Origin of the sequence: Paenibacillus polymyxa (genome assembly GCF_001719045.1) — a bacterium.
GTDB classification, from domain to species: Bacteria; Bacillota; Bacilli; order Paenibacillales; family Paenibacillaceae; genus Paenibacillus; species Paenibacillus polymyxa_B.
This window is the reverse complement of sequence record NZ_CP015423.1, coordinates 3,967,501-3,992,053: the sequence shown is the minus strand read 5'-3', so window position 1 is coordinate 3,992,053 and position 24,553 is coordinate 3,967,501. Positions and strand designations below refer to the sequence as shown.

Genomic DNA, 24,553 nt, shown 5'->3' with positions numbered 1-24,553 from the left:
CCGCATTATTCATCCGGGTATACTCCTTGAAGCAATGGCTGAATGATAGGCTCCAGTTCATCCAGCGCCTGCTGCGGCGTCTTCTTGTTCGTCCAAATCAGATCCAGCCCTGGGGTCAGCTTGGAACCGATATCAGGCCAGTTGCGAAGGGTCGAAGTGGACGGCTTGATCGCATAATCTCTGGCATACTCAATGCCAGCCTTTTGAAATTCCGGTGGATGTGCGGCATTATTGGTCCATGACTGGATGGCCTGCTCATCGGTATAATATTTTTCCTCGATAGGCATCCACAGACCGGACTTGAACAAATCCACCTTTTCGGGATTGTTATGGTACAAATAAAATTCGAGCGCTTCCTTCGGGTGCTTGGTGCTCTGGAAAATGACCGTGGCTCCCGCAACGATCATCGTTTTGGGCTCTTTTAGCTTCGGCAGAACGCCGATACTCCATTGCAGTTGCTTGTTGTTCGAAAAATCGAGCAGGGACCATGTCCCGTCCACCACCATGGCGACCTTTCTTGTCTGAAGCCGAATCGTATTGGACGGCATGTCCTGCTGTTGGATCAAATCAGGAGAAACATGCTCCTTGAAAACCAGATCCTGCAACTTCTGAAAAACCTCCACCGACTCAGGACTGTTCAGGGTGTACTTCTTGCCTGTTTTGTCAGTCAAACCTCCACCGTTGCTCGCTAAAAGCGGCCCCCAGGAGCTGCGGTCATTGCCGAAGGCAAAGCCGTATTGCACAATATTTTTCGGATCAAATCCACTGTCTCCCGGATGCTTGCCGTTCTGATCCTTGGTCAGCTTTTTGGCAATTTCCAGAAATTCATCCCATGTCCACGCTTTTTGAGGATCAGCCGGAGGGACGGGTACCCCTGCTTCTGTAAACAACTCCTTGTTGTAAAATAACTGCATCACTTCCAATGCGGTGTAATTTCCGATAGACTTGCCAGGTTCGCTGTAGAGATAGGAGGATTTGAGCTTGTTTTTTAATTCGGGATATTCGTCATAATAAGAGGATAAATCCAGGAGTCTGCCTTCACTTGCCCATTTCATTGTGAGGGAATCGCCCAGGTAGGCGATATCAGGAAGCTGATTGGCAGCCATTAACGTGTTAATTTTCGTCGTGTAGTCACCAGGGACATGTTCGCCCTTCACCCGGATATTCGTGTGGGATGCATTAAAGCTTTGAATCATTTTTTCCATCGCCTGCTTCTCGTCATTGCTTCCCCAGTACATGAACTTGAGTTCGACCGCATTGGGATTAGCCGGTTCGCCAGCGTTACCACTGCAAGCCGTCAGCCCTGTCAACATCGCCGTCATCACGAGAGCCATCCATGTCCGTAACCTTCGTTTCAGCAAATCAACCGGCCCCTTCCTGAACTGGTTTCTCCTTACAAGCCTATTATGCGCCGAGAGCCCAGAGCCGACCACCCAACGACTCCAGACTCTCTTTGTTTTGGTATGATTTTTTTAACAGCGCGTTTACAAAAATGTTTTACGAAACTCCGTCGGGGTCAGTCCGGTATGCTTTTTAAAGGCAATGCTAAAATAGTTCGTATCTGTGAATCCCACTACCTCCGCTACCTCCGCCACCTTGCGATTCGGGTCCAGCAGCAGTTCTCGGGCTCGCTCAAAGCGAACACGCGTCTGGTAGTCGGCGAAGCTTTCACCTGTAACCTGCTTGAAACGGGCACTCAAATACTTGGGGCTCATATTCATGTACTCTGCCAGACGGTTCAGCCCGCCATCCTCCTGAAGATGCTCGCGAATCCATTCCTTGGCCCGTTGGAATTTGCGTGGAATGCCCTTCTCGCGTGATTCTCGGACATGGCGGCCCACTCGGACAAAATAGCGCGATACATAATCAATCATCTCGGGCCCATGCCGTAATCGGGAAAGCTCCAACAACGGGTCCTGCTCCTGCATGGACGTTTGTCCTACAGATGCATCACTCTGGACGATCCGCATGACGAACAGGACGAGCTGAGTGACAATCATTTTCACCTGCTTGACAGGCAAGCCCGCCAATTGTCCTGACCATTCCTGTAAAATGGCATGTACGGCAGCATCATTGCCCGCTCGAATTTCCGTAATCATCAGCAGTTCCTTCTCCAGTAATTGATTGCTATTCGGCTCGGCCGCCTGAATGCTCTCATAGGGAATGATCTGGCTATAGCCCACCCACCCCCGATGCTCCGCCGCTTGCACAGCTTCCTCATACGCTTCGGAAAGTTGCTCCATCCGTTGTACGGGACGGCTAATCCCGATGGACACGCCCTGGTTCAATCGTTCCTGCACGGCCTGCCGAATCTGCTGTGCCGTCCGCTCCGCCGCCCTGCAAGATGCCGTCGCCAGCAGCACAACACGCCGATCGCGGGAAACCGCCGCACCATGCGCCTTAGCCCCGGCTGCTGCCGCAGCCTCCCCCGCCAGTCCGGCGAATACATGGCTGCTTTTATGCATGGAACCGTATGGCTTGCTAGTGTTGGCTGCTTCCTGCTGCGACGCCTCCTCCAGCTCGCAGCACAGCACAGTATAAGGCGGCCCACTCGTCTCGCCGAAAAATCTCAGCCCGTCCATCTCCCGGATGACCTCGGCTGCAGGACGCCGTTGCTGGAGCAAATCCAGCAGTAGATGCTCCCTGTACAATGGCTCCAATGAACGATGGCGGTGAATGGCTTCCTCCTCGCTTCTTCGCCATTGCGCAATGCGATCCTCAGCCCGGCTCAATGCCGCTTCGAAATCCCCGCTGGTCACCGGCTTGAGCAAATAATCGACCGCTTGAAGCGAAACTGCCTGACGAATATACGTCATAGATTCATACCCTGTCAGGAATAATAACGGGGTCTGCTGATCCTTTTCCCGAATGGTTTTTGCTACGTCCAGTCCGCTCATATCCGGTAAATTAATATCCAGTAAAATCATGTCCGGTCGCTGCTCCGTATACAAACGTAATGCCGTTGCGCCGTCCTCCGCCACATCACTGACTTCCACTGACAGACTACTTTCCGCCACCATCAGCTTCAGTCCTTCCCGAATATGATATTCGTCGTCCACAATCAGCAGCCGGTACATGCCATCCTCCCCTTTCTTATTCGGTTCGAATGGGTGCCAGTAAAGTAACCGAGGTGTACTGACCCGGCTCGCTTGTCACGGACAGTCCATATTGCGGACCATAATGCCGAAGACGTTCATGCACATTGCGCAACCCAAAGCCAATAGCATTCCCCCGTTCCGCATCCAGCGACTTCCGGATATCGTTCAGACGCTCGGCTCCAATACCGCCCCCATCATCACTGACCGTCAAACGCAACATATCCCCTTCCCTTGTACCGGATAACATGATATAGCCACGGTCGGTGCGCCCTTTTAAGCCGTGGTAAATAGCATTTTCGACGAGTGGCTGGAGGATTAGTTTGGGTACATAAAATCCGCAAATATCCTCCTCGACCTCGCAAATCCACTCGAACGAATTCCTAAATCTGAACTGCTGCACCTTCACATAGGCGCTTACATGCTCGACTTCCTGTCCCAAACTGATTTGCTCTCGGCCATAACTTAGCGAAATGCGAAAACATTTACCAAAGGCTCCGATTACCTCTGCCATATCCCGTTGCCCATTCGCCAATGCCATTCCCTTCAGTGATTCTAGCGTGTTGTACAAAAAATGCGGATTAATCTGCGCCTGAAGCGCGCGAAACTCAGCCTGCTTACGCGACAGCAATGCTTCGTAGACCTGACCGTACAGTTCATGATTTTTTTGCATCATATGAAGAAAACGCTGCCCGATCTGCCCCACCTCATCCTTAGGATTAAAAACAACGGAAGTAGGAGCTTCGAAAGCTTGGGCTGAGCCTGCAGCGTTCACACTCCCATCGACCGCCATCAATCGGCTCAATTGAAGCAGGGGGCGACGAATCGTGTCACTTAGCCGATAAGACAGCATCCAGCCCAGCATCAATGCAATCAAAAAAGTCCAGATGGTCCAGGCACCAATTTTCCGCGCATCCTCAAACAGCACAGACTGATCGACTTTTTGCAGCAGCGTCCATTGTCCTTCATTTAACGGGCCGTAAGAGATCATCGTCTGGCGGCCGTTCCATGTTCTCCAGTCCTTCGTAAGCACAGGCCTATCCACAGCCGATTTGGCAATCTGCCGCAATAGCGCTTGGTCCGCAACCCCCTGCTCCGGCAATCGGTATACAGGCTCGCCCTCCTGATCCAGCACCCACATCTGGGTATTGCCGTCTGTTTCATGAAAAGCAAGCCCCCGAAACAGACTGGCCTTGTCGATTTCCAGCAGCAAAAATCCGAGGGGTGCATAATCTCCAGTCGTTTTTCGAAGCAGCTTCCCCACATAGATCCGATCCTCCGCTATCCCGCGTCCGGATTCAAACGGCGAATGAGCCATCCACATCATGGGCCGCTCAGCGAGCAGGCGGCGATAGTACACACGTGCTTCCTCTAATGTAGGAAGGCCGCCAAAACGGACCGAAACATTCCCCTGATAGAGAGAATGCTTGAGCCCGCCATTGGCGGCATATATGAGAGAGGACGTGATATACGGCTTGGTCTGGGTTTGCGTACGGACCACCATACTGAGTGTTTCATCGTTCCGTAAATATTCATAATCATCTTCCGGCTTGGTCTCCAGCGTAGACTGCACATCAGGATTGCTGAGAATGGAATTGGTCAGATCATTCAAATCGGAGAGCGTCGCATTGACGTAATTTTCACTCATTTGCCGGGACTGCATAGCCAGTGCCTCCGACTTCTCACCAAGGGAATGGGCCGCGATCCGGTAAAAGGTAAAGGTCAGTACCACCATCGGAATGACGGTGAGTACCAGCGTCAGTACAATGAATTTCCCACGGATTGTAGGAATCCCGGCGAACTTTTGACGACCCCGGCCTCCCATTCATCTGCCTCCCTTACACATAGGCTGGGAGCCATGTCCCGTGGGCTGCAATCAGGTCATCACACAGAGAAACAATATCATCCATGGACAGCTCTGCGGACGTGTGCGGGTCCAGCATAGCAGCGTGATAAATGTGCTCCTTTTTCCCGGTGATTGCAGCTTCAATCGTTAACAGCTGGGTATTAATATTCGTCCGGTTCAGCGCAGCGCATTGGGGTGGCAAATCCCCGACAAAGGTTGGCGTAACCCCGTTACGATTCACCAGACAAGGTACCTCCACACAGGCTTCCTTCGGCAGATTGGTAATTAAGCCTGTGTTCATCACATTGCCGCCAATGGCAAAAGGCTGATTCGTTTCGATCGCCTCAAATATATAAGAGGCATACTCGTTTGACCGTTCATGACGCAGATCCTGATTGCCCAAAAGCTCCTCACGCATCGTTTCCCATCGTTCAATTTGGCTCACACAGCGGCGCGGGTATTCATCCAAAGGAATATTGAAGCGCTCGATCAGCTCAGGGTATGCCCGTTTGATAAAATACGGATGATATTCCGCATTATGCTCGGACGACTCCGTAATGTAATAGCCGAATTTTAGCATCATTTCAAAGCGCACCATATCATGATGCTTTTCCTGCTGCTTAGCGGCGGCTCGTTTTTTAATATCAGGATATAAATCCACACCGTCCTTGCTCACTTCGAGCAACCACGCCATATGATTGATGCCTGCGATTTTTGCCTTTACACCTTCCTGCTCCAGCCCGAGGCTTTTAAACAGCTCCGGTATACACGCCTGCACGCTATGACACAGCCCTACCGTACGGACACCTCCATGAACATTCATCACATTCGTCAGCACAGCCATCGGATTCGTGTAGTTGAGAAACCATGCATCCGGGCACACCTCGCGCACATCTGCCGCAAAATCGAGCATCACCGGAATTGTACGTAAATTGCGGAAAATACCGCCAATGCCGACCGTATCGGCAATCGTTTGGCGCAGGCCGTATTTTTTGGGAATTTCAAAATCCGTAATCGTACACGGATCATAGCCGCCTACCTGGATGGCGTTTACCACATAGGTCGCTCCGCGCAGCGCTTCCTTACGGTCAGTGTAAGAGCGAATCACACAGGTGCTCCCTGTTGTTTTTTTCAAATTGGATAAAATATTTTCCGAATCTTTCAGCCTTATGGGATCAATATCGAACAACGCCAGTTCAAAGCCCTGCAATGCAGGCGTCAACATACAATCGCCAAGCACATTTTTAGCAAATACCGTACTACCTGCACCCAGAAATGTAATCTTGCTCATACTTTTCCCCCATTCACATTTTTGTTCGCAGCTTTGCACTCCAAATGCAAGGATACCCACCGCCACTCTCCCCTTTACAGGAGGAAAGTGACGATGGGAAAGGTTACTCATAACTATGCGTTGTTGCCTCCCATTCAGGATACCCCCGCTGATTTAGCGGAGCTAACAGGCCGAGGCGGTAAGGCAGATGTTACCGAGAGTGTCGTAGTTGGCGGGGTTACTAAAGTCTCCGGGCTAACCGGTGTTACCGCTGGAGCCGCAGCCCCTCCTGCCTCAATCACGGTTACCTTCGCAATTGCCTTTAACTCTGTCCCTTCTACTTTGCCCTTCAACTCAAACGAACCTGGAGCAGCATATTGTGCAGGGGCTATATCCTCCCATTCCACAGCCACCCATTTAGTGGAGCTTTCTCCGTACGTAGCTTCCACTACGCTTGGCAGTTCCGGTTTTTCACCGACATGTGTCGTTACATTTACTTCTTTTAACGCGGTAATTTTCTCAGTTGCCGCCAGATTCTGTGCTGTACCGGAGGCCAGACCTGCCACCTCGGTTGCATTCAAAGCACGGCTGTAGATACGGAATTCATCCACCAGACCATTGAAATATGGATCAGGGTACTGAGATTTGCCGATAAAATTATTTTTGGTCTGACCCAGACTGATAGGATTTAAGGTCAAGTTGGTATTGCGTCCCACTTCTTTTCCATCCACGTACAAAATACCTGTGGAACCCGAAAGCGTGACCGCAACATGCTTCCATACGCCTGTCGGCAGTACAGGGCCTTCAATCGTCTGCTCCTGTCCCTGCCCGTTGCCTTGGTTGGTAATGGCAAACAGCATGGTATTTCCTGCTTTAGGCGTCAGGAACATATATTCATTCGTCCCGGAGCCAAAGTCAAAAATCCGCACATAATCGCTCAGGGTGTTCGCTTTAACCCAACCGGATACGGTCAATTGCTGTGCCCGACTGACAATACCCGCCGGAAGCTGCACATAGCTGTCCTTGCCGTTCAGGCTGACAGCATTGCCTGTTTTACCCGCAGCCCATGCAGCCGTCCCCTTCACGGCAGCATCATTACCGCTGTCTGATGAATCCGCAACTACAGAACCGCTTGTTTCATCAAACTTGTAAGCTGCAAGCTGTTCAAGTAACGGAGCCGCCGGTTCAGCTACCACCGTTACTTTAGCCTCCGCTGACAACTGAGAATCGCTGGCTGTCAGCTTGAACACATACGTTCCCGGCTCGGAAACGTCCACCTTCGTGCGCAGCGATGTTTTGTTACTGAATGTGACCTTCGCGTCCTGTGGTCCTTCAACCAGACTCCACTCGTTTGTCACCTTTCCTTGCGGAAGCCCATCATCCGTAGCCGTGCCTTTCAGAATGATCTGATCCGGCAGCTTTACCTTCGAATCTTTGCCGGCATCCACGACAGGTGCTTTGTTCGGATCAGGTGTGGTTGGTGTCAGCTCTACCGTGTAAGAGGATGCTGTACCAATCTCCAATTTAAGCTTGTTGGAAGGCGCATACGCATTAAACTTCCCTTGTGATTGACCGCCTACTTTAACCAAATACGTTCCTTTTTTCAAACCGTCAAATGTAACGTACGTGGAATGGGCTTGACCCGGTGTTTGATTTTTCAGTTGGAGCCATACGTAATCCTTGGATGTTGCCAGCTTGGCTTCTGTATATTGGTCCTTTTCCAGCTCGATATACAGCTTTTCCGTGATCAGATTGATGCGCTTGAACAGGCCGTCCAGCGGCTTGATCGTATACACGTTGCCGTTTTTGCTCACCTCTGCACCGTAGCCCGTCAATCCGAAAATAGGATCAATCGCGATATCAGCACTTAACGTTTTGAGCGCACCGAACAATCCGAGATCAGCCTCACCGCTCATGCCGCGCCAGCCGTTAAAGAGCGGAACATTTTTACCACCGCCAGTGCCGTTCGTGCCGTTATTGCCTTTTTCCGCTTGATAAGTCCATGCGACCGCCCCGATGTTCTCAGGGTCCGAGCTGATTTGCCCGGAGTTAATCGCTCCAACATTGGCAATTTTAGCTGCATAAGACAACCGTTGTTGTTCCTCACGGTGATTGTCCTCATGATGGCGAATCCAGTCATCCATCGCATATCCAGCAAGCGAAGTCGTGTACTGGAAGTTAAACCAGTTCTCCCCGGTAATCGTCACCGGATCGGTGTAGTAGTACCATACGGGCATATGACCGCGTGCCGCACGGGTTTTGGCATTAATTTTACTCATCATTTCCAGGGCTTTACTTTGCTCGCCCTCTGTATCTATATTCTGTTTGGCTAACGTATATACAGCCTCTTCTCCTGTATTGTCATAGCTATATTCAGAACCGTAAGGATACTTTGTATTTTTAAAATTGTTATATTTACGATCCATTTTTTCCTTAAGATCATTCGCTTCATCATCATAGCCTTCATCATGAAGTGCCTGAATAATATCCGGTGTGGTCAGTTCGCCCATCAAACCTGTTTCCCAGTTGTACGCGACTGGCCCTTCATACAATGCTTTGAAAATGTTATACGCCCGCAGCAAATAGGTTTCCTTTGGATGCTTGTAAGTGACAAGATCCGGGTATTCCTTGGCAATCTTGTACATGCTGAAATACGTGTTGTATACGTGCGGATACGCATACCCTCGATAGGTCGGTGTATCGTTCGGTTCCGGCATCAAGAAATCATGAATTAAATAATCCTCATGATGTCCGTTCATCAGATTCGTCCAAATTGCCGTCTCCAAATAATCGTCTACTGCCCGCACCTCTTTGGCGACTGGAGACAGTGTGTTTTTCTCAGCCAGGAACTGTCCGTGGGTCAGACCCCAATCATCCCCCCAGCCCCAATAGCCGTTAAAAATGTTGCGTTTGGATTTGGTATGCATCATCCAATCGTCAAATACCTTGTCGCGCAGATCACCCGGTACATTCCATTGGGTTTTGTCGACCATAAATGTAGCATGCCGTTGCAGCGCTTGATCAATCGGCTCGATGGCATAGAACTGTAACACCGTTTTGTTACCGTTGCCGTATTCTACCGTTATGAAGTTCGGGCCCAGCTTAGTAAATTTCAGTTCATAAATGTGATGTCCTCCGGCCTTGCTATCCGTCTGCGGAATAGCGGTTCCGTCTGGATAGGTTACTTTGCTGATCGCCTGCTTGGAGCGCAGGTCCACCTTCGCCTTTTGATTCGTAGGCACGATCATACCCGGTACGACTGTTGTATCTACCAAGTTTTCTTGGTACAACGTATCTTTTACATCATGCTCGTCCTTCACCGCCAGAAACTTGAAACCATAGTTTTTGCTTTGACCGGGATTCAGGATTAGGCTTGTATTGGGCAAATACCCCCGGTTGGTGGACTTGATGACATTGGAATGAATATAAAATACATTGAGTCCTTCCAGCCATTTGCCTTCGTTAGCCGGGTTCCACGCCCATTTACTGCCCGGATGCTCCTCATCCCGCCAGTGATCCTGATACTCAAAGCCCGCACCCGTTGTGGAATCAGGAATCAGCAGCAGGGAAGAACCAATGCCGCTGGGACGCCCAGCTGTGATGTAGGAGCTGTTATTGCCGACAAAGGAATGCGTCACCACTCTAGTTTCGTAGATCGCATCACCATTGGTCCACTGCTCATTAAAAGGCAGAGGCAAACCGAAATCGCCAATCTCCAATTTTTTCCCACTTGTATTCTGCACCTGTATATTCCACAACACCGAACCATTCGACTCTGCCGAATACGTTTCGATGACTTTAAAATTGCGTATGCCTTCTGCATGAGTAGAATTCTCGTACGTGACAGTGACACGGTTCCCACTGGTTGTGATCTTACGTGCATCTGCCGACTTGTTCGTCCATGCCTTCGTCCAGCTGCCTCCATCCAATCGGTACGTGAACATCAGCTCCCCTAGCCACTGATGATCTGCGGTGTTCTGTTCAGGTGTTACCGTTGCGTTCATGACATACTCTGTCGGGAAAGCATCTCCCTTGATACGTATGGATGAAATTTCGCCATGCTCGCCTGTCTGAATCGTCAGCTTGTCATTGGATAGTTCATGGGCCTCTGCCGTATGCGTCCCAAACAACACAGACGCTGTGGTTAAAAACAAAAATGCCGCCAATATTCCCTTAAATTTCATCAACACGGCCTCCTTTTGGATCTCGGGGTCCTGATTTGTTTGCCAATCAGCTGAATTCTCTTCATTTCGCCGCAACCTCCTTGGAAATGTAAGCGCTACAACTCTATTGTACAAATCCTTGTCCATTGGTAAAATCAACATTTTCAACCGATTTATATAGGATTTCAACCTAATAGAGGGATACTGTTAGATCGGCAATCAACCAAGCTACGACAGATTTATCTGAATTAAGATTACAGAGGATGGAGAGACAGGAAATTTAGATAGAGAGCAAGGGAGGCATTTTTAGATATATCGAGGTTTGATCAGGTTATACAAACGGACACCGTGAAATTGATAAATTTATTTTGAGTTGCTGTAGTGGGGAATCGTTACGTTGGGTTTTCCAGATGCGAGGGTATTTATTTAATAGATTCGCTCCTAAGGTAGAATTTGGAGTCTGCGTATGTAAAGAATTTTGGGGATAGGGTATGGGGTATTTGCTGCTTAGTGATTATTTCAGACATTTGATCCTCCCCGTGCCGTCATTCTTTAAAGTTCGATTATAGTCCATATTTATCTGTTAAATAGGTGGTAGTGAGAGGATTAGGCAAACATTTGGCACGAACGGGATAACGATCGCTTTGTCATCTGGTGCATAATAAAGATGTGAAGTGGGTGTCTGTTATGAATATGAATTGTAGTTGATTTACACATAATAGTTAAAAATCCTGGAGGATTTTATATGCAAAAAGTAACTTTGAACAATGGGGTTGAGATGCCTATACTCGGTTTTGGTGTTTATCAGATCCAAGATGCAAATGAATGTGAACAAAGCGTTTATGACGCTATTATGGCAGGCTATCGGCTGATAGATACTGCTGCCTCTTATTTAAATGAAGAAGCAGTTGGCAGAGCGATCAAACGTAGTGGCGTGACAAGAGAGGAGTTATTTATCACTACGAAACTTTGGGTTCAGGATACGGGTTATGAGCGTACAAAAAAGGCATTTGAAAAATCACTGGATAGATTGCAATTGGATTATTTGGATTTGTATTTAATTCACCAGCCATATGGAGATGTGTTTGGTTCTTGGCGCGCTATGGAGGAATTGTACCGTGAAGGAAAGGTCCGTGCAATCGGCGTTAGTAACTTTCATGAGGATCGCCTGATCGATTTGATTATTCATAATGAAGTTGTTCCTGCCGTAAACCAGGTTGAAACGCACCCATTCAACCAGCAAATCGAAAATGCAAAATTCATGAAAGAGAATAATGTTCAGATCGAATCCTGGGCGCCTTTTGCTGAAGGGAAAAATAACTTGTTCCAGAATGAAATATTGGTATCCATAGCTGAAAAGTATAATAAATCCGTTGCTCAGGTGGTTTTACGCTGGTTGACACAAAGAGAAGTTGTTGTGATTCCAAAGTCTGTTCGTAAAGAAAGAATTATCGAAAACTTCAATATCTTTGACTTTGAGTTAAGCCAGGAGGATATGGAGTCGATTACTACGTTAGATACGAAAAAGAGCCTGTTCTTTTCACATCGCGATCCTGACATGGTGAAATGGATCGGTACCCGTAAACTCGATATCTAACCATCTTTTAAAAGATCACCCGTAGGTTTTGATTACGCCAAAAGAACCAACAATTTAACATTAACGTTAAAAGTATGGAGTAGATGCCCTAAGGATATCTACTCCTCTTTTTCGTTTGCGGCATCAATGTATTTATTAAGCTAATTTGCTCGTTAGTTGAGAAAACGACAGCCACTTTATCGTCTGCCGTCTCCTCGTGGTTATTGAACTATCGTTGATATTGGCATTATTATCGAAAAATACTGCATTTCTTTCCCTCTATGCAACCTGCGTAATAACAAGGTGCGCGGAAACTGGTCTTGTTCCTCCAGCTAATGGAGTGATCGTGAGTGCCGCGGCATTGCCAGCAGGATTTCGCACTGTGAGTACTGAATTAATGACCGTTGTTTGCACAAGAGCCATTCCTACTATTTGAGAAGTACCTGTTGCACGCCCGACCACCGTATAAGCCAGATCAGCGCCGTTGAGTGTTAAAATGAGTTGACCCGGTTCGTTTACACCTACCTGAAACAAAACCTGATAAGTGCCAATTGTAGCCAAGTTAAAAGAGCTCGCATTTATACGGGTAATTGCAGTCCCACTGATTGGGCCATCTTGCGGAAAACTTACGTCTGTATCGGGAGCAACAGTTGCTGCATTATCAGGAGGCATCAAGGCAAAGAAATCTGCAAAGCCTAATACTCCACCTGCCGGCCCTGCGGGTCCCGCTGGACCTGTTGCTCCTGCTGCTCCTACTGGTCCCGCTGGTCCTACCGGTCCTGCTGGTCCTGCTGCTCCTGTTGGTCCTGCCAATCCAGCTGCACCAATTGCTCCTGCAATCCCTGCAAGTCCCTGGGGTCCAAGTGCTCCTGCAAGTCCTTCGGGGCCAAGTGCGCCAATTGCTCCTGCAATCCCTGCCAATCCTTGGGGGCCAAGTGCTCCTGCAAGTCCCTCGGGGCCAAGTGCGCCAATTGCTCCTGCAATCCCTGCCAATCCTTGGGGGCCGAGTGCTCCTGCAAGTCCTTCGGGGCCAAGTGCGCCAATTGCTCCTGCAATCCCTGCCAATCCTTGGGGGCCGAGTGCTCCTGCAAGTCCTTCGGGGCCAAGTGCGCCTATCGCTCCTGCAAGCCCTGCCAATCCTTGGGGGCCAAGTGCTCCTGCAAGTCCTTCGGGACCAAGTGCGCCTATCGCTCCTGCAATCCCTGCCAATCCTTGGGGGCCAAGTGCTCCTACAAGTCCTTGAGGTCCAGCTTCTGCAATTGCTCCCGCAAGTCCTTGAAGTAATTGCTGACCTTTAGGTGGGGGACACGGTACCCGCACTATTTTTTTAATAACTAGAAGACGTCGTTTCTTTTTTTTTCCTTTTGGATGGCAAACAATTGCGGTTTTCTTTTTGCACGATTTTTTTTTATCCAGAAAACTCAACAGTTTCTTTTTTCTTTTCTTTTGGATGGCAAACAATTGTGGTTTTCTTTTTGCACGTTTTTTTTTATCCGGACAACTCAACAACGACACCTCCCTATAAATATGGTTCAGTGTACGTGAGTTGTTTATTTTAGGCATGGACGAATAGCCGGTTATTCGCTAGACTAAAATCCATTTTTAGAATATTGGGTGTTTAGTAGGGTGATGTTATACCACAAACCACAACAATCTTTCAGTATAATTACATAATTTAAATCGTCCTTCACTGCGTCAACCAAAATCACATTTGGTTCTTTTTTTGTACCTCACAGTGGCAGTGTGCTCCCTGTTCTAAATTCAAGTATCGTTCCCGTTAATTGAATCATTTCTGTGATAATACAACAGAGCGTTCGACTCCGTAATATTTTTCTCCTAGGCTCACTATCCTGAAACCAATCCTGCTCACCTCTTGATCCACCTTGTAGATTCTTCTGGTAAGCGCCTGGTCATCATCGGTCCATGATATTTGGAGCTGTTCGCGGGTTTTTGAGTGCAGGCAGTAGAATACCATCGATTAGCGCTGTAAAGAAAGGCTTGTCGAACGGTTTGCGCTGGATGAGTCCGCGAAAAGAAGCCATTGAAGTAATGACCTGGCAAGCCATCTCAATGTCCGCGTGAGCAGGAATTTCACCGCGGACGACGGCTCGGTTCATAAGCTCGCGGTTTACAACAACCCATGGCTCGAAAATCCCGGCTGTTCCTGCTTCGGCAAATTCCGGATGCTGCAAAAAGGAGCCTAGGCCCGCTAGGACTCGAAATTTGCGTTCTTCTTCCGCGATCGATTGCGGCTTCAAAAGCACGAGGAGATCTTCGCGCAAGGTTCCGGTATCAGGCAAGCTTTCGAGCTCAAGATGATTTCGATTCATCCAGGCCAAGGCGTCTCGGACTAACTCCGCCTTGGAAGACCAGCGGCGGTAAACCGTCGCCTTCCCAGCCTTTGCTCGAGCCGCGACCATGTCCATTGTCATACCATCGAAACTCGTATCGGCGAGGATGGCGATTGCCGCCTCAAGGATTTTATCATCCCGCGTGTGATCTCTCTTGCGTCCCAATATTTTCGCAGGCTTTTCTGCCACGACCTCAGTTAATTCGCCCCTCTCAGACATTTCCTTTTTTGTTTTACTCATAAACTTAGCTCCTTTTAAAATATATATTCAGAAACTCATTAGTTCCGGAACTTTACAGTTTCGTTTTTGTGTGATTTAATATCATTATCCCACATCCAACGGGAAATATATAGATGGTGCCCCATACCAAAAAGGAGATTACGATCATGCAAGACAAACCCGTAGCCTTGATCACCGGTGCCAATAAAGGAATAGGTTTACAGATTGCGAAGGATCTAGCGGAACACGGTTTCACCGTGCTCGTTGGATCACGCAGCCTCGAGAATGGAGAAATTGCCTCCAAAAGCATCGGTTCGGATGCGCACGCTCTCCAGCTCGACGTTACCGATCAGGACTCCATTGTTGCTGCAGCAGAGCGTATTCGGAACGAATTTGGTCGTCTCGATGTACTTGTGAACAATGCGGGCATATCACACGCAGGTAAACCGGACGATCCGTTTCCGAGCAGTGGCGCGACGAGCGGTCTTTTGACCGTTGCTTCGCTCGAAGACATTCGTTCGGTTTATGAAACTAATGTTTTTGGTGTCATTGCAGTCACCCAGGCCATGTTGCCACTTTTACGTGAGGCTCCGGCAGCACGCATCGTCAACATGGGCAGCACCGGCGGCTCCCTTAGCTGGAATTCCATTCCGGAAAACTCACATCGTGCGATGTTTGGGGCCTATTCGGCATCAAAATCGGCTGTTCATGCGGTGACACTTGCCTTTGCCTTTGCGCTTGAATCGACAAACATCAAGGTCAATGCGGCCTGTCCAGGTTTTACATCGACCGCGCTCAATAATTTTGCTGGCACTCGTAGTGTTGAACAAGGGGCGCGTGAAGCAGTCCGGCTTGCGATGATTGGTGCGGACGGTCCAACAGGAACGTTCTCAGATGAGGATGGACCCATCGCGTGGTAATTATAATTTATACAATAATGGTTAGTAGCTTAAGGGGGATTTCATGATGCGTGTTTTCGTAACAGGAGCAACAGGTTACATCGGTTCCGCTGTCGTCCGTGAACTCATTGATGCGGGTCATCAGGTCGTCGGTCTTGTGCGCTCAGACAATAGCGCTGCGAAACTAAAAGAGGCCGGGGCCGAAGTACACCGCGGTGACATTGACGATCTCGACAGCCTTCGTAGTGGCGCGGCTGCTGCGGATGGCATTATTCATCTGGCATTCAATCACGACTTCTCGAACTTCGCCAGGGCACTCACAGCAGATCTGCACGCCGTCGAAGCGATGGGGGCGGCGCTGGAAGGGTCCGGGAAGCCGTTCGTGATCACCACGCACGCCAATGGAGTGGCAGCAGAAAACGTAATATTATTGCTGGCTGAGCGCGGAGTGCGGACATCGATCGTAGAGCTTTGTCCTTCGGTACACGGTGAGGGTGACACAGGATTTGTGCCGAGACTGATCAACATTGCCAAAACGAAGGGCTTCTCAGCCTATGTAGAAGAGGGGACCAACCGCTGGCCGGCTGTGCACCGCCTTGACTCCGCACATCTATACCGCCTTGCGTTAGAAAAGGCACCTGCAGGTTCACGACTAAATGGGGTCGCAGATGAAGGCGTGCCATTTCGCGACATCGCAAGTGTTATCGGTAAACACCTGAACGTGCCTGTAGTCAGCATTTCACGTGAAGAAGCAGACACCCACTTCGGATTCCTCAGCACACTTGCAGCGCTCGATATCCCGAGATCAAGCGTTGCAACTCAGGAACTTCTGGGATGGCGGCCTGTGCAACCTGCACTGATCCACGACCTCGAACAGTCTCACTACTTCAACAACTGATTGGAGACGAGATCGAGAATCGATCATGGGCCGCTTAATAAAGCACTTGAGAAAAGCGAAGCAAGACATGGACTAACAACAACATGTATGAAATAGAAGTTTGGATATTAAAACGAGATCAACACGAGTGCATACCACACTAAGTGTTGTTATCTTCATTCGCAGCAAACTATTCTGGCTAATCGTATTGTTAGCTCACTTCCCACAAGAAAATTTTTCATCTTCACTTATGGTATGGTTCACCGCGTTGGCTGAAGGGGCAAGTTTTCAAAAAAATAGTCTCCTTATCAGAGACTACCCGCGATCTTCCTGTTTGATAATCATACGATAAGCGGTAGCTTTTCATCATTCTTTCAAAAAAGGGCCATCCTTTTGCGGGATAGCCCTTTCTTTAATTTCACTTTTTTGCAAAGAGAATAAGGGGCTGGTTTCCTCCATTTGCGCTTTTGCTTACTTTAATATTGTCCTTTAATTACAAAAAACGAACCCCGAATTGTTCCAGCTAGTTTAGACTTCTGCCTAGCAAACTTAAACTTCCCTTCTAGCTCCTTTGGTACCTCCATCCCCTCAGAAAGCTTAAAACCAACGGCCCGCTTCTTAGGGTCATCCACCGTATACATGACGTTGATTGCAAGACCATCCTCATAAAAAACGTAGGTAAACTGGATATTTTCCACTTGAAAACGCGACGTTTCTAAAGGTTTAGCCGCAAACGCAATATCACGTTCTTCTCTCAAAATTCGGTTCACATAATCAAGGCTCTCCTGGCTTTCGCTAGCTGGTACAACCGTAAACTCATGCTTGTATTTGTTCATAAAATAACGGGCCTCATTAGCACGTAAACCAGCAAGCGCTTCTGCTACAGGTGAAGACTCTAAACCAACCGTAGATACATCTTTAAAATCAACGAGATACGACATTTCCATTCCTCCTCTTCTCTCTTTACGCCCTAACAGCTTCCGCATTTCACCAAAATCGATTTTATTTTTCAAGTTGTTGTAGAAACACACTTATAGCCAGACTTCAAAATAATTCTCAATTCTCTTATCTACCACATAGTATACCAAAATTGGTTCAAGAGAAGATTTTCTTTGTTAAATAGTGTTCACATAGACTGGTATTCACAAACACCGCTTTAAATATTCGACCAGCGAGATAATACGATGCTGCCTATAGTTCCTCTAGGTCGGGAAATTAAGGACTCAGAGTATGTCCTAACAAAAAACTCTCGGCCTGTGCCCTCTACTCCATTAAGGAGGTTCAGATTCACAAGCCAAGACATTTTCATTCATGATGGTGGCCGTTAGGCCATGTTTGTTTGGGAAAGACCCTCTGCATGGAAGGGGGCGTACCCGCATATGTAAACCAAATAAGTACGATACCTATCTATCATGAAAATATAGAGGCACGGTTCAAGAATTATATCGTGCCTGTAATTGCGCTAAACTTTGTAACGGTTATACACGAGCGTCAAATGAAAAAAAACGCCGGCGACGACAAGTTGTTGCGGCAGATGATCGCGGCTATGGACGAAGGCTTTCGCGTGTTAGAGGCCTTACGGTATCCACTAACGCCGGCCGCGCAAGCTTCACTAATCCGCAAACGACCGGCGTTGATGCGCCTTTTTATAAAAATTTATCATAGGATGCCGATCCGCCGGCTGGTTGACGGATTCGTAGGGGAAATCGTAGCTTTGAGCCGCGTGTTTCACCTTTGGAAGGAACGGTCCCGGGTCCCTACACCCAACTGGGACGTGTTGGAAAAGCGTTTTGAAGCCAAGGTCAACCGTTCATAACTTTTACCCGAGGAGTAATCAACCGAAGATGATTCTATTTCTACAAAGAAGACTTTGATCATTATAAAACAAGGGGCATTCAGTTGCTTGAATCTCCGAAACTTAACGCGACAGCATGACGCGTTTACCGGTCTATATATTCAAATTAAGCTGCAGTCCAAACCGCATTGGATCAGATGTCTCCTGAATACAAGGGTGTTTATCGGGGATCTTCATTCTGCGGTGTCGTTGAAAACCTTATTGGAGTTCCCCACCTCTGATGCCGTTCTGAAAGCCGGTGTCTGATAAAAATATAGTATTAGACTGAATTGAATATAGTAATAGCGGCAGCCTTGGACTAAAAAAGGAGAAAGTCCTAGACTACCGCTGTTCTTTATTTAACTAACGTTCCTCGTTAGTTGAATAAGCACGCTTTCTTTTATTACACAATATCTTCGTACTGTTCAGTATTTCTATCATTCATCTTTTACTTTTATAATGAGAAGTGTTAGACTAATATAGGTTTTATATACTTATTACCGATTACTAAGATGTGTAATCAATGAAAGGATTTGATGAATGTGGAATCGACTAATTTCAAAGTTATACCTGAAAAACTTAAAGGTAGGACGATTGAAGATGTCGCCATCACTACTAATGCTGTGGTTATTAAATTTACTGATGGTACTTATTTAGATATCTATCTCGATGAGGCTGCACAAACATTAAAGACATCAACAAACAAGCTGGATAGTTAACTCAACACTTTACACTTAGCTATCATTTTCCCAGCTTCCTCCTTCACAGTTTGCGTCAAATGCGACATAAAACCTCCACTTATCTTGTTCAACTAAACTGCCCGTTAGCTCAATGAAAAAAAAGCAGCCCCTCATGAACTGCCCTACTGCTACTCACTTCAACAATAGGATGAGTTCATTCAAAGGCTACCTCATTTACCAAGTAATCCAACCACTCGTTCGTTTGTAACTGTGTAGGAGCTCGTATTCTTCACTACGCATCAGTCGTTTCATTTTTGTTCTATACAGACGATAATCATCTTTTCTTGCTATTTTACATTCTTTGTTGTAATGAACACTCTTGATTCCTTTACGGAAATCCTTAAGCTTCTCTTTTCTTGGATCTTTGGGCTTATTATTGATCTCCAGACTTTGCTGTTTCTCATCTTCCCAGAATTGAATCTCTTCCCGTGTAAACATCTTCATCCCCGTTGTGCCGGGTTAGATTTTGGCATTTGAAGCCATGACCTTAGACACAACTAATAGAAGAAGATCTTCGGATTGAACATTAGCTCACCTCTGATTTTATTCTCCCTTATTTTAACATATTTATAACTATCCTGCCCGTTAGTTTAATAAAAAGAGCAGACTTGAAGCGCCTGCTCAACATTGTGTGTTATTTAACTATCGTTCCTCGTTAGTTTTACGCCCTATCCATAGAAAGCCTCGTGTGTACCTGTCATATCTGGCATCGTGATATCCATGGTCACCAGGTCCAGTTGCTTCTCAGACGAAGATGACTCCGGTCAGTGCTTCGCTCAAAGCCCATTAACCGATAGTTAAGCAGATTGAAACTCTGGATCTGGAGCGGTTGCTTCTCTCGCCGATACCAGAGTTAGGTTGCGGGGGCAATTTCTGTCTGCATGCTGATATTGCCTTCAAGAACTGAACTACGAGCTGAAACTTAAGTATATGAAGAAGATCAGAAAATAAAAATTCTGGAAGTTGCCTGTGCATGTTAATAACGCAAAAGAACGGAGGAGACTGCCTTGGGGTTTCTACTGGTTGTCATGTCGATAGAAATAGTTTAAAACTAAAAAAGGAGAGATGGCATAAAAATAAGCCATCTCTCCTTTTTCATCTATATAAAGCGGGTAATGGGAATCGGACCCACGCTACCAGCTTGGAAAGCTGAGTTTTACCATTGAGCTACATCCCGAAATAGATGCCGGTGAGAGGACTCGAACCTCCACGGTTTCCCTCACGATTTTGAGTCGCGCGCGTCTGCCAATTCCGCCACACCGGCTTATGAAGTTAATGGCGTCCCCTGAGAGATTCGAACTCCCGACCTTTTGATTCGTAGTCAAACGCTCTATCCAGCTGAGCTAAGGGGACTAATAAATGGAGCGGACGACGGGAATCGAACCCGCGACCCTCGCCTTGGCAAGGCGATGCTCTACCGCTGAGCCACGTCCGCAAAAACAAGATGCGCGTGGAGGGACTTGAACCCCCACGTCAAAAGACGCTAGATCCTAAGTCTAGTGCGTCTGCCAATTCCGCCACACGCGCATGTAATACAATGGTGAGCCATGAAGGACTCGAACCTTCGACACCCTGATTAAAAGTCAGGTGCTCTACCAACTGAGCTAATGGCTCGTAAAACTGGTGGAGGATGATGGATTCGAACCACCGAACCCGTAAGGGAGCAGATTTACAGTCTGATGCGTTTGGCCACTTCGCTAATCCTCCAAAATGGTGCCGGCGAGAGGACTTGAACCCCCAACCTACTGATTACAAGTCAGTTGCTCTACCAGTTGAGCTACACCGGCATATTAAGTTAAATGGCGGAACCGACGGGATTCGAACCCGCGATCTCCTGCGTGACAGGCAGGCATGTTGGGCCTCTACACCACGGTTCCAGAGGCAACTCTCTTAGTTGAAAGTAATTGCGGAGGCAGGATTTGAACCTGCGACCTTCGGGTTATGAGCCCGACGAGCTACCGAACTGCTCCACCCCGCGACAGTAATAAATATTTACTTTTCAAATGGTGGAGGCTGAGGGGCTCGAACCCCCGACCCTCTGCTTGTAAGGCAGATGCTCTCCCAGCTGAGCTAAGCCTCCGAATTACTATGACCCGTAGGGGATTCGAACCCCTGTTACCTCCGTGAAAGGGAGGTGTCTTAACCCCTTGACCAACGGGCCATATATCTATTATTAAGAGCTGGCGGAGAGAGAGGGATTCGAACCCTCGAGACGCTTTTGGCGCCTACACGATTTCCAATCGTGCTCCTTCGGCCAACTCGGACACCTCTCCACATGGCTCCCCGAACAGGACTCGAACCTGTGACAACTCGATTAACAGTCGAGTGCTCTACCAACTGAGCTATCAGGGAATATTGGTGGAGCCAAGGGGGATCGAACCCCTGACCTCCTGCGTGCAAGGCAGGCGCTCTCCCAGCTGAGCTATAGCCCCATCTAAAAAATCAATTTTGTATGTATAATCAATAGCATGATAGGCGAAAAAAAATCCCCATTATGGGGTTGCTTGGCGACGTCCTACTCTCCCAGGACCCTGCGGTCCAAGTACCATCGGCGCTGGAGGGCTTAACGGTCGTGTTCGGGATGGGTACGTGTGGAACCCCTCCGCTATCGCCACCAAACATGAATTTACATCGTAAATTCTACATTCAAGGTTACACCCTGAAAACTGGATCCGAAACTCATTTGCGTTTTATTTTAGGATAAGCCCTCGACCGATTAGTATTGGTCAGCTCCATGCATTACTGCACTTCCACCCCCAACCTATCTACCTCGTCGTCTTCAAGGGGTCTTACATACTGGGAAATCTCATCTTGAGGGGGGCTTCACGCTTAGATGCTTTCAGCGCTTATCCCTTCCGTACATAGCTACCCAGCGGTGCTCCTGGCGGAACAACTGGTACACCAGCGGTACGTCCATCCCGGTCCTCTCGTACTAAGGACAGCTCCTCTCAAATTTCCTACGCCCACGACAGATAGGGACCGAACTGTCTCACGACGTTCTGAACCCAGCTCGCGTACCGCTTTAATGGGCGAACAGCCCAACCCTTGGGACCTACTTCAGCCCCAGGATGCGATGAGCCGACATCGAGGTGCCAAACCTCCCCGTCGATGTGGACTCTTGGGGAGATAAGCCTGTTATCCCCAGGGTAGCTTTTATCCGTTGAGCGATGGCCCTTCCATGCGGTACCACCGGATCACTAAGCCCGACTTTCGTCCCTGCTCGACTTGTAGGTCTCGCAGTCAAGCTCCCTTCTGCCTTTGCACTCTTCGAATGATTTCCAACCATTCTGAGGGAACCTTGGGGCGCCTCCGTTACTCTTTAGGAGGCGACCGCCCCAGTCAAACTGCCCACCTGACACTGTCCTCGCACCGGATCACGGTACCAAGTTAGAACCTAGATACGATCAGGGTGGTATCCCAAGGATGCCTCCTCTCAAGCTGGCGCTCAAGATTCAACGGCTCCCACCTATCCTGTACAGATCGTACCCAAATTCAATATCAAGCTGCAGTAAAGCTCCATGGGGTCTTTCCGTCTTGTCGCGGGTAACCTGCATCTTCACAGGTATTAAAATTTCACCGGATCTCTCGTTGAGACAGCGCCCAAGTCGTTACGCCATTCGTGCGGGTCAGAATTTACCTGACAAGGAATTTCGCTACCTTAGGACCGTTATAGTTACGGCCGCCGTTTACTGGGGCTTCGGTTCATAGCTTCGCCCCGAAGGGCTTACCACTCCCCTTAACCTTCCAGCACCGGGCAGGCGTCAGCCCGTATACTTCGCCTTGCGGCTTCGCACAGACCTGTGTTTTTGCTAAACAGTCGCTTGGGCCTTTTCACTGCGGCCCCCTCGGGCTATTCACCCTACCGAGGCACCCCTTCTCCCGAAGTTACGGGGTCATTTTGCCGAGTTCCTTAACGAGAGTTCTTCCGCGCGCCTTAGAATTCTCTTCTCGCCTACCTGTGTCGGTTTGCGGTACGGGCACCTTCTCCTGGCTAGAGGCTTTTCTTGGCAGTCTGAGATCATGACCTTCGCTACTACAATTTTCGCTCCCCATCACAGCCCAGCCTTACGATGTGCGGATTTGCCTACACACCAGCCTCACTGCTTAGACGGACATCCATCAGTCCGCGTCACTACCCTACTGCGTCACCCCATCGCTCATAACGGATTACGGTGGTACAGGAATTTCGACCTGTTGTCCTTCGACTACGCCTATCGGCCTCGCCTTAGGTCCCGACTTACCCTGAGCGGACGAACCTTCCTCAGGAACCCTTAGGCTTTCGGCGGATCTGATTCTCACAGATCTTTTCGTTACTCATACCGGCATTCTCACTTGAATGCAGTCCAGCGCTCCTTACGGTACACCTTCAACCCGCATTCAACGCTCCCCTACCCCTGATGCAAGCATCAAGCCATAGCTTCGGTGGTGTGTTTAGCCCCGTTACATTTTCGGCGCAGAGTCACTCGACCAGTGAGCTATTACGCACTCTTTCAATGGTGGCTGCTTCTAAGCCAACATCCTGGTTGTCTGTGCAACTCCACATCCTTTCCCACTTAACACACACTTGGGGACCTTAGCTGATGGTCTGGGCTGTTTCCCTTTCGACAATGGATCTTAGCACTCACTGTCTGACTCCCGGAACTAAATCTATGGCATTCGGAGTTTGACTGAGCTTGGTAACCCTTGCGGGCCCCGCACCCAATCAGTGCTCTACCTCCACGATTCTTCTTTCCGAGGCTAGCCCTAAAGCTATTTCGGGGAGAACCAGCTATCTCCGGGTTCGATTGGAATTTCTCCGCTACCCCCACCTCATCCCCGCATTTTTCAACATGCGTGGGTTCGGGCCTCCAGTGCGTGTTACCGCACCTTCACCCTGGACAGGGGTAGATCACCCGGTTTCGGGTCTACGTCCACGTACTCATTCGCCCTATTCAGACTCGCTTTCGCTGCGGCTTCAGCTCTTCACCTTAACCTTGCACGGGAACGTAACTCGCCGGTTCATTCTACAAAAGGCACGCCATCACCCATCAATAGGGCTCTGACTTCTTGTAAGCACACGGTTTCAGGATCTATTTCACTCCCCTTCCGGGGTGCTTTTCACCTTTCCCTCACGGTACTGCTTCACTATCGGTCGCCAGGGAGTATTTAGCCTTGGCAGATGGTCCTGCCGGATTCATACGGGGTTTCACGTGCCCCGCACTACTCGGGATCCGTCTCGGAGGGAACAAGTTTTGAACTACAGGGCTTTTACCTTCTCTGGCGGGCCTTTCCAGACCTCTTCATCTAACCGGTTCCTTTGTAACTCCATGTGAGACGTCCCACAACCCCAAGGAGCAAGCTCCTTGGTTTGGGCTAATCCGCGTTCGCTCGCCGCTACTGACGGAATCACTATTGTTTTCTCTTCCTCAGGGTACTTAGATGTTTCAGTTCCCCTGGTCTGCCTCTATTCTGCCTATGTATTCAGCAGAAAGTGACTGTCGATGAAGACAGCCGGGTTTCCCCATTCGGACATCCCCGGATCAAAGCTTGCTTACAGCTCCCCGAGGCCTTATCGTTGTTCGCCACGTCCTTCGTCGGCTCCTGGCGCCTAGGCATCCTCCGTGTGCTCTTTGTAGCTTAACCTAGTATTTACATGGTAAATACGATTTGCTCTGAATTTCGGTTCAACACGAATGTGTGAATA

At 48.6% G+C, this 24,553-nt stretch carries 14 protein-coding genes, 14 tRNA genes, 2 rRNA genes and 2 pseudogenes; 7 read left to right on the top strand and 25 right to left on the bottom strand.

All coding sequences use genetic code 11. The annotated features are described in order from the left end of the window. Positions 1-5 precede the first annotated feature (5 nt). The 5 genes from AOU00_RS17860 to AOU00_RS17840 form a co-directional block, all read right to left on the bottom strand. Positions 6-1,361, bottom strand: a complete 1,356-nt coding sequence (locus AOU00_RS17860; protein ID WP_231109528.1) for an ABC transporter substrate-binding protein — start codon at positions 1,359-1,361, stop codon at positions 6-8. A 123-nt stretch (positions 1,362-1,484) separates the two neighbouring features. Beyond that, positions 1,485-3,077, bottom strand: coding sequence for a response regulator (locus tag AOU00_RS17855; RefSeq protein ID WP_069291228.1), 1,593 nt, complete (start codon positions 3,075-3,077; stop codon positions 1,485-1,487). Between the two features lie 16 nt (positions 3,078-3,093). After that, the gene (locus AOU00_RS17850) at positions 3,094-4,920 is read right to left on the bottom strand and encodes a cache domain-containing sensor histidine kinase (RefSeq protein WP_061832050.1); all 1,827 of its coding nucleotides are present in this window, start codon (positions 4,918-4,920) and stop codon (positions 3,094-3,096) included. Positions 4,921-4,933: 13 nt separating this feature from the next. Then, a complete protein-coding gene (locus AOU00_RS17845) occupies positions 4,934-6,232 on the bottom strand; it encodes an alpha-glucosidase/alpha-galactosidase (protein WP_061832054.1) in 1,299 nt (432 codons plus the stop codon). A 134-nt stretch (positions 6,233-6,366) separates the two neighbouring features. Further along, positions 6,367-10,395, bottom strand: coding sequence for a DUF5695 domain-containing protein (locus AOU00_RS17840; protein WP_061832049.1), 4,029 nt, complete (start codon positions 10,393-10,395; stop codon positions 6,367-6,369). 197 nt (positions 10,396-10,592) lie between these two features. On the opposite strand from AOU00_RS17840, the pseudogene AOU00_RS27155 reads away from it, so the two are divergent. Next, positions 10,593-10,859 (top strand): annotated as a pseudogene (locus AOU00_RS27155) (GNAT family N-acetyltransferase); the annotation flags it as partial. Positions 10,860-11,119: 260 nt separating this feature from the next. Then, positions 11,120-11,971: an aldo/keto reductase gene (locus AOU00_RS17835; RefSeq protein ID WP_069291227.1), complete on the top strand. Its 852-nt coding sequence runs from the start codon at positions 11,120-11,122 to the stop codon at positions 11,969-11,971. A 258-nt stretch (positions 11,972-12,229) separates the two neighbouring features. On the opposite strand, the gene AOU00_RS25905 is transcribed toward AOU00_RS17835, so the two are convergent. Both AOU00_RS25905 and AOU00_RS17825 read right to left on the bottom strand, forming a co-directional pair. Next, positions 12,230-13,270 carry a collagen-like domain-containing protein gene (locus tag AOU00_RS25905; protein WP_335582230.1) on the bottom strand — a complete coding sequence of 347 codons (1,041 nt, stop codon included), beginning with the start codon at positions 13,268-13,270 and terminating at the stop codon, positions 12,230-12,232. 593 nt (positions 13,271-13,863) lie between these two features. Beyond that, a complete protein-coding gene (locus tag AOU00_RS17825) occupies positions 13,864-14,520 on the bottom strand; it encodes a TetR/AcrR family transcriptional regulator (protein WP_061832052.1) in 657 nt (218 codons plus the stop codon). Positions 14,521-14,687: 167 nt separating this feature from the next. Between AOU00_RS17825 and AOU00_RS17820 the strand changes: the two genes are divergently transcribed. Continuing rightward, positions 14,688-15,440 carry an SDR family oxidoreductase gene (locus AOU00_RS17820; RefSeq protein ID WP_061832047.1) on the top strand — a complete coding sequence of 251 codons (753 nt, stop codon included), beginning with the start codon at positions 14,688-14,690 and terminating at the stop codon, positions 15,438-15,440. A gap of 46 nt (positions 15,441-15,486) precedes the next feature. Next, entirely contained in the window at positions 15,487-16,317 is an 831-nt protein-coding gene (locus tag AOU00_RS17815) for an SDR family oxidoreductase (protein WP_061832046.1), read from the top strand. Between the two features lie 455 nt (positions 16,318-16,772). On the opposite strand, the gene AOU00_RS17810 is transcribed toward AOU00_RS17815, so the two are convergent. Then, the gene (locus AOU00_RS17810; protein ID WP_061832045.1) at positions 16,773-17,237 is read right to left on the bottom strand and encodes a hypothetical protein; all 465 of its coding nucleotides are present in this window, start codon (positions 17,235-17,237) and stop codon (positions 16,773-16,775) included. 416 nt (positions 17,238-17,653) lie between these two features. On the opposite strand from AOU00_RS17810, the gene AOU00_RS17805 reads away from it, so the two are divergent. The 3 genes and pseudogenes from AOU00_RS17805 (at position 17,654) to AOU00_RS26680 (ending at position 18,849) form a co-directional block, all read left to right on the top strand. Next, positions 17,654-18,112, top strand: a complete 459-nt coding sequence (locus tag AOU00_RS17805) for a hypothetical protein (RefSeq protein ID WP_069291226.1) — start codon at positions 17,654-17,656, stop codon at positions 18,110-18,112. Between the two features lie 38 nt (positions 18,113-18,150). Continuing rightward, positions 18,151-18,382 (top strand): annotated as a pseudogene (locus AOU00_RS27150) (IS110 family transposase); the annotation flags it as partial. A 284-nt stretch (positions 18,383-18,666) separates the two neighbouring features. Next, a complete protein-coding gene (locus AOU00_RS26680; RefSeq protein ID WP_061832043.1) occupies positions 18,667-18,849 on the top strand; it encodes a hypothetical protein in 183 nt (60 codons plus the stop codon). Positions 18,850-19,044: 195 nt separating this feature from the next. Here the strand turns inward: AOU00_RS26680 and AOU00_RS17795 are convergent, their stop codons facing one another. The 17 genes from AOU00_RS17795 to AOU00_RS17715 form a co-directional block, all read right to left on the bottom strand. Further along, on the bottom strand, positions 19,045-19,308 hold the full coding sequence (locus AOU00_RS17795; RefSeq protein ID WP_231109524.1) for a hypothetical protein: 264 nt from the start codon (positions 19,306-19,308) through the stop codon (positions 19,045-19,047). 746 nt (positions 19,309-20,054) lie between these two features. Then, positions 20,055-20,134, bottom strand: a tRNA-Leu gene (locus AOU00_RS17790). A 12-nt stretch (positions 20,135-20,146) separates the two neighbouring features. Beyond that, a tRNA-Arg gene (locus AOU00_RS17785) sits at positions 20,147-20,223 on the bottom strand. Positions 20,224-20,230: 7 nt separating this feature from the next. Next, positions 20,231-20,305: transfer RNA gene (locus AOU00_RS17780), tRNA-Gly, on the bottom strand. A 10-nt stretch (positions 20,306-20,315) separates the two neighbouring features. Then, positions 20,316-20,397, bottom strand: a tRNA-Leu gene (locus tag AOU00_RS17775). 11 nt (positions 20,398-20,408) lie between these two features. Beyond that, positions 20,409-20,484, bottom strand: a tRNA-Lys gene (locus tag AOU00_RS17770). Positions 20,485-20,491: 7 nt separating this feature from the next. After that, a tRNA-Tyr gene (locus tag AOU00_RS17765) sits at positions 20,492-20,577 on the bottom strand. A gap of 4 nt (positions 20,578-20,581) precedes the next feature. Beyond that, positions 20,582-20,657: transfer RNA gene (locus tag AOU00_RS17760), tRNA-Thr, on the bottom strand. A gap of 13 nt (positions 20,658-20,670) precedes the next feature. Beyond that, positions 20,671-20,747, bottom strand: a tRNA-Asp gene (locus AOU00_RS17755). 27 nt (positions 20,748-20,774) lie between these two features. Then, positions 20,775-20,848: transfer RNA gene (locus AOU00_RS17750), tRNA-Met, on the bottom strand. A gap of 26 nt (positions 20,849-20,874) precedes the next feature. Further along, positions 20,875-20,950, bottom strand: a tRNA-Val gene (locus tag AOU00_RS17745). A 9-nt stretch (positions 20,951-20,959) separates the two neighbouring features. Further along, positions 20,960-21,031, bottom strand: a tRNA-Glu gene (locus AOU00_RS17740). 20 nt (positions 21,032-21,051) lie between these two features. Then, positions 21,052-21,143 (bottom strand) — tRNA-Ser (locus AOU00_RS17735). Between the two features lie 3 nt (positions 21,144-21,146). Next, a tRNA-Asn gene (locus AOU00_RS17730) sits at positions 21,147-21,222 on the bottom strand. 4 nt (positions 21,223-21,226) lie between these two features. Beyond that, a tRNA-Ala gene (locus AOU00_RS17725) sits at positions 21,227-21,302 on the bottom strand. 70 nt (positions 21,303-21,372) lie between these two features. Then, positions 21,373-21,489: ribosomal RNA gene (rrf, locus tag AOU00_RS17720) — 5S ribosomal RNA — on the bottom strand. Positions 21,490-21,566: 77 nt separating this feature from the next. Then, positions 21,567-24,492: ribosomal RNA gene (locus tag AOU00_RS17715) — 23S ribosomal RNA — on the bottom strand. Between the last annotated feature and the right edge of the window lie 61 nt (positions 24,493-24,553).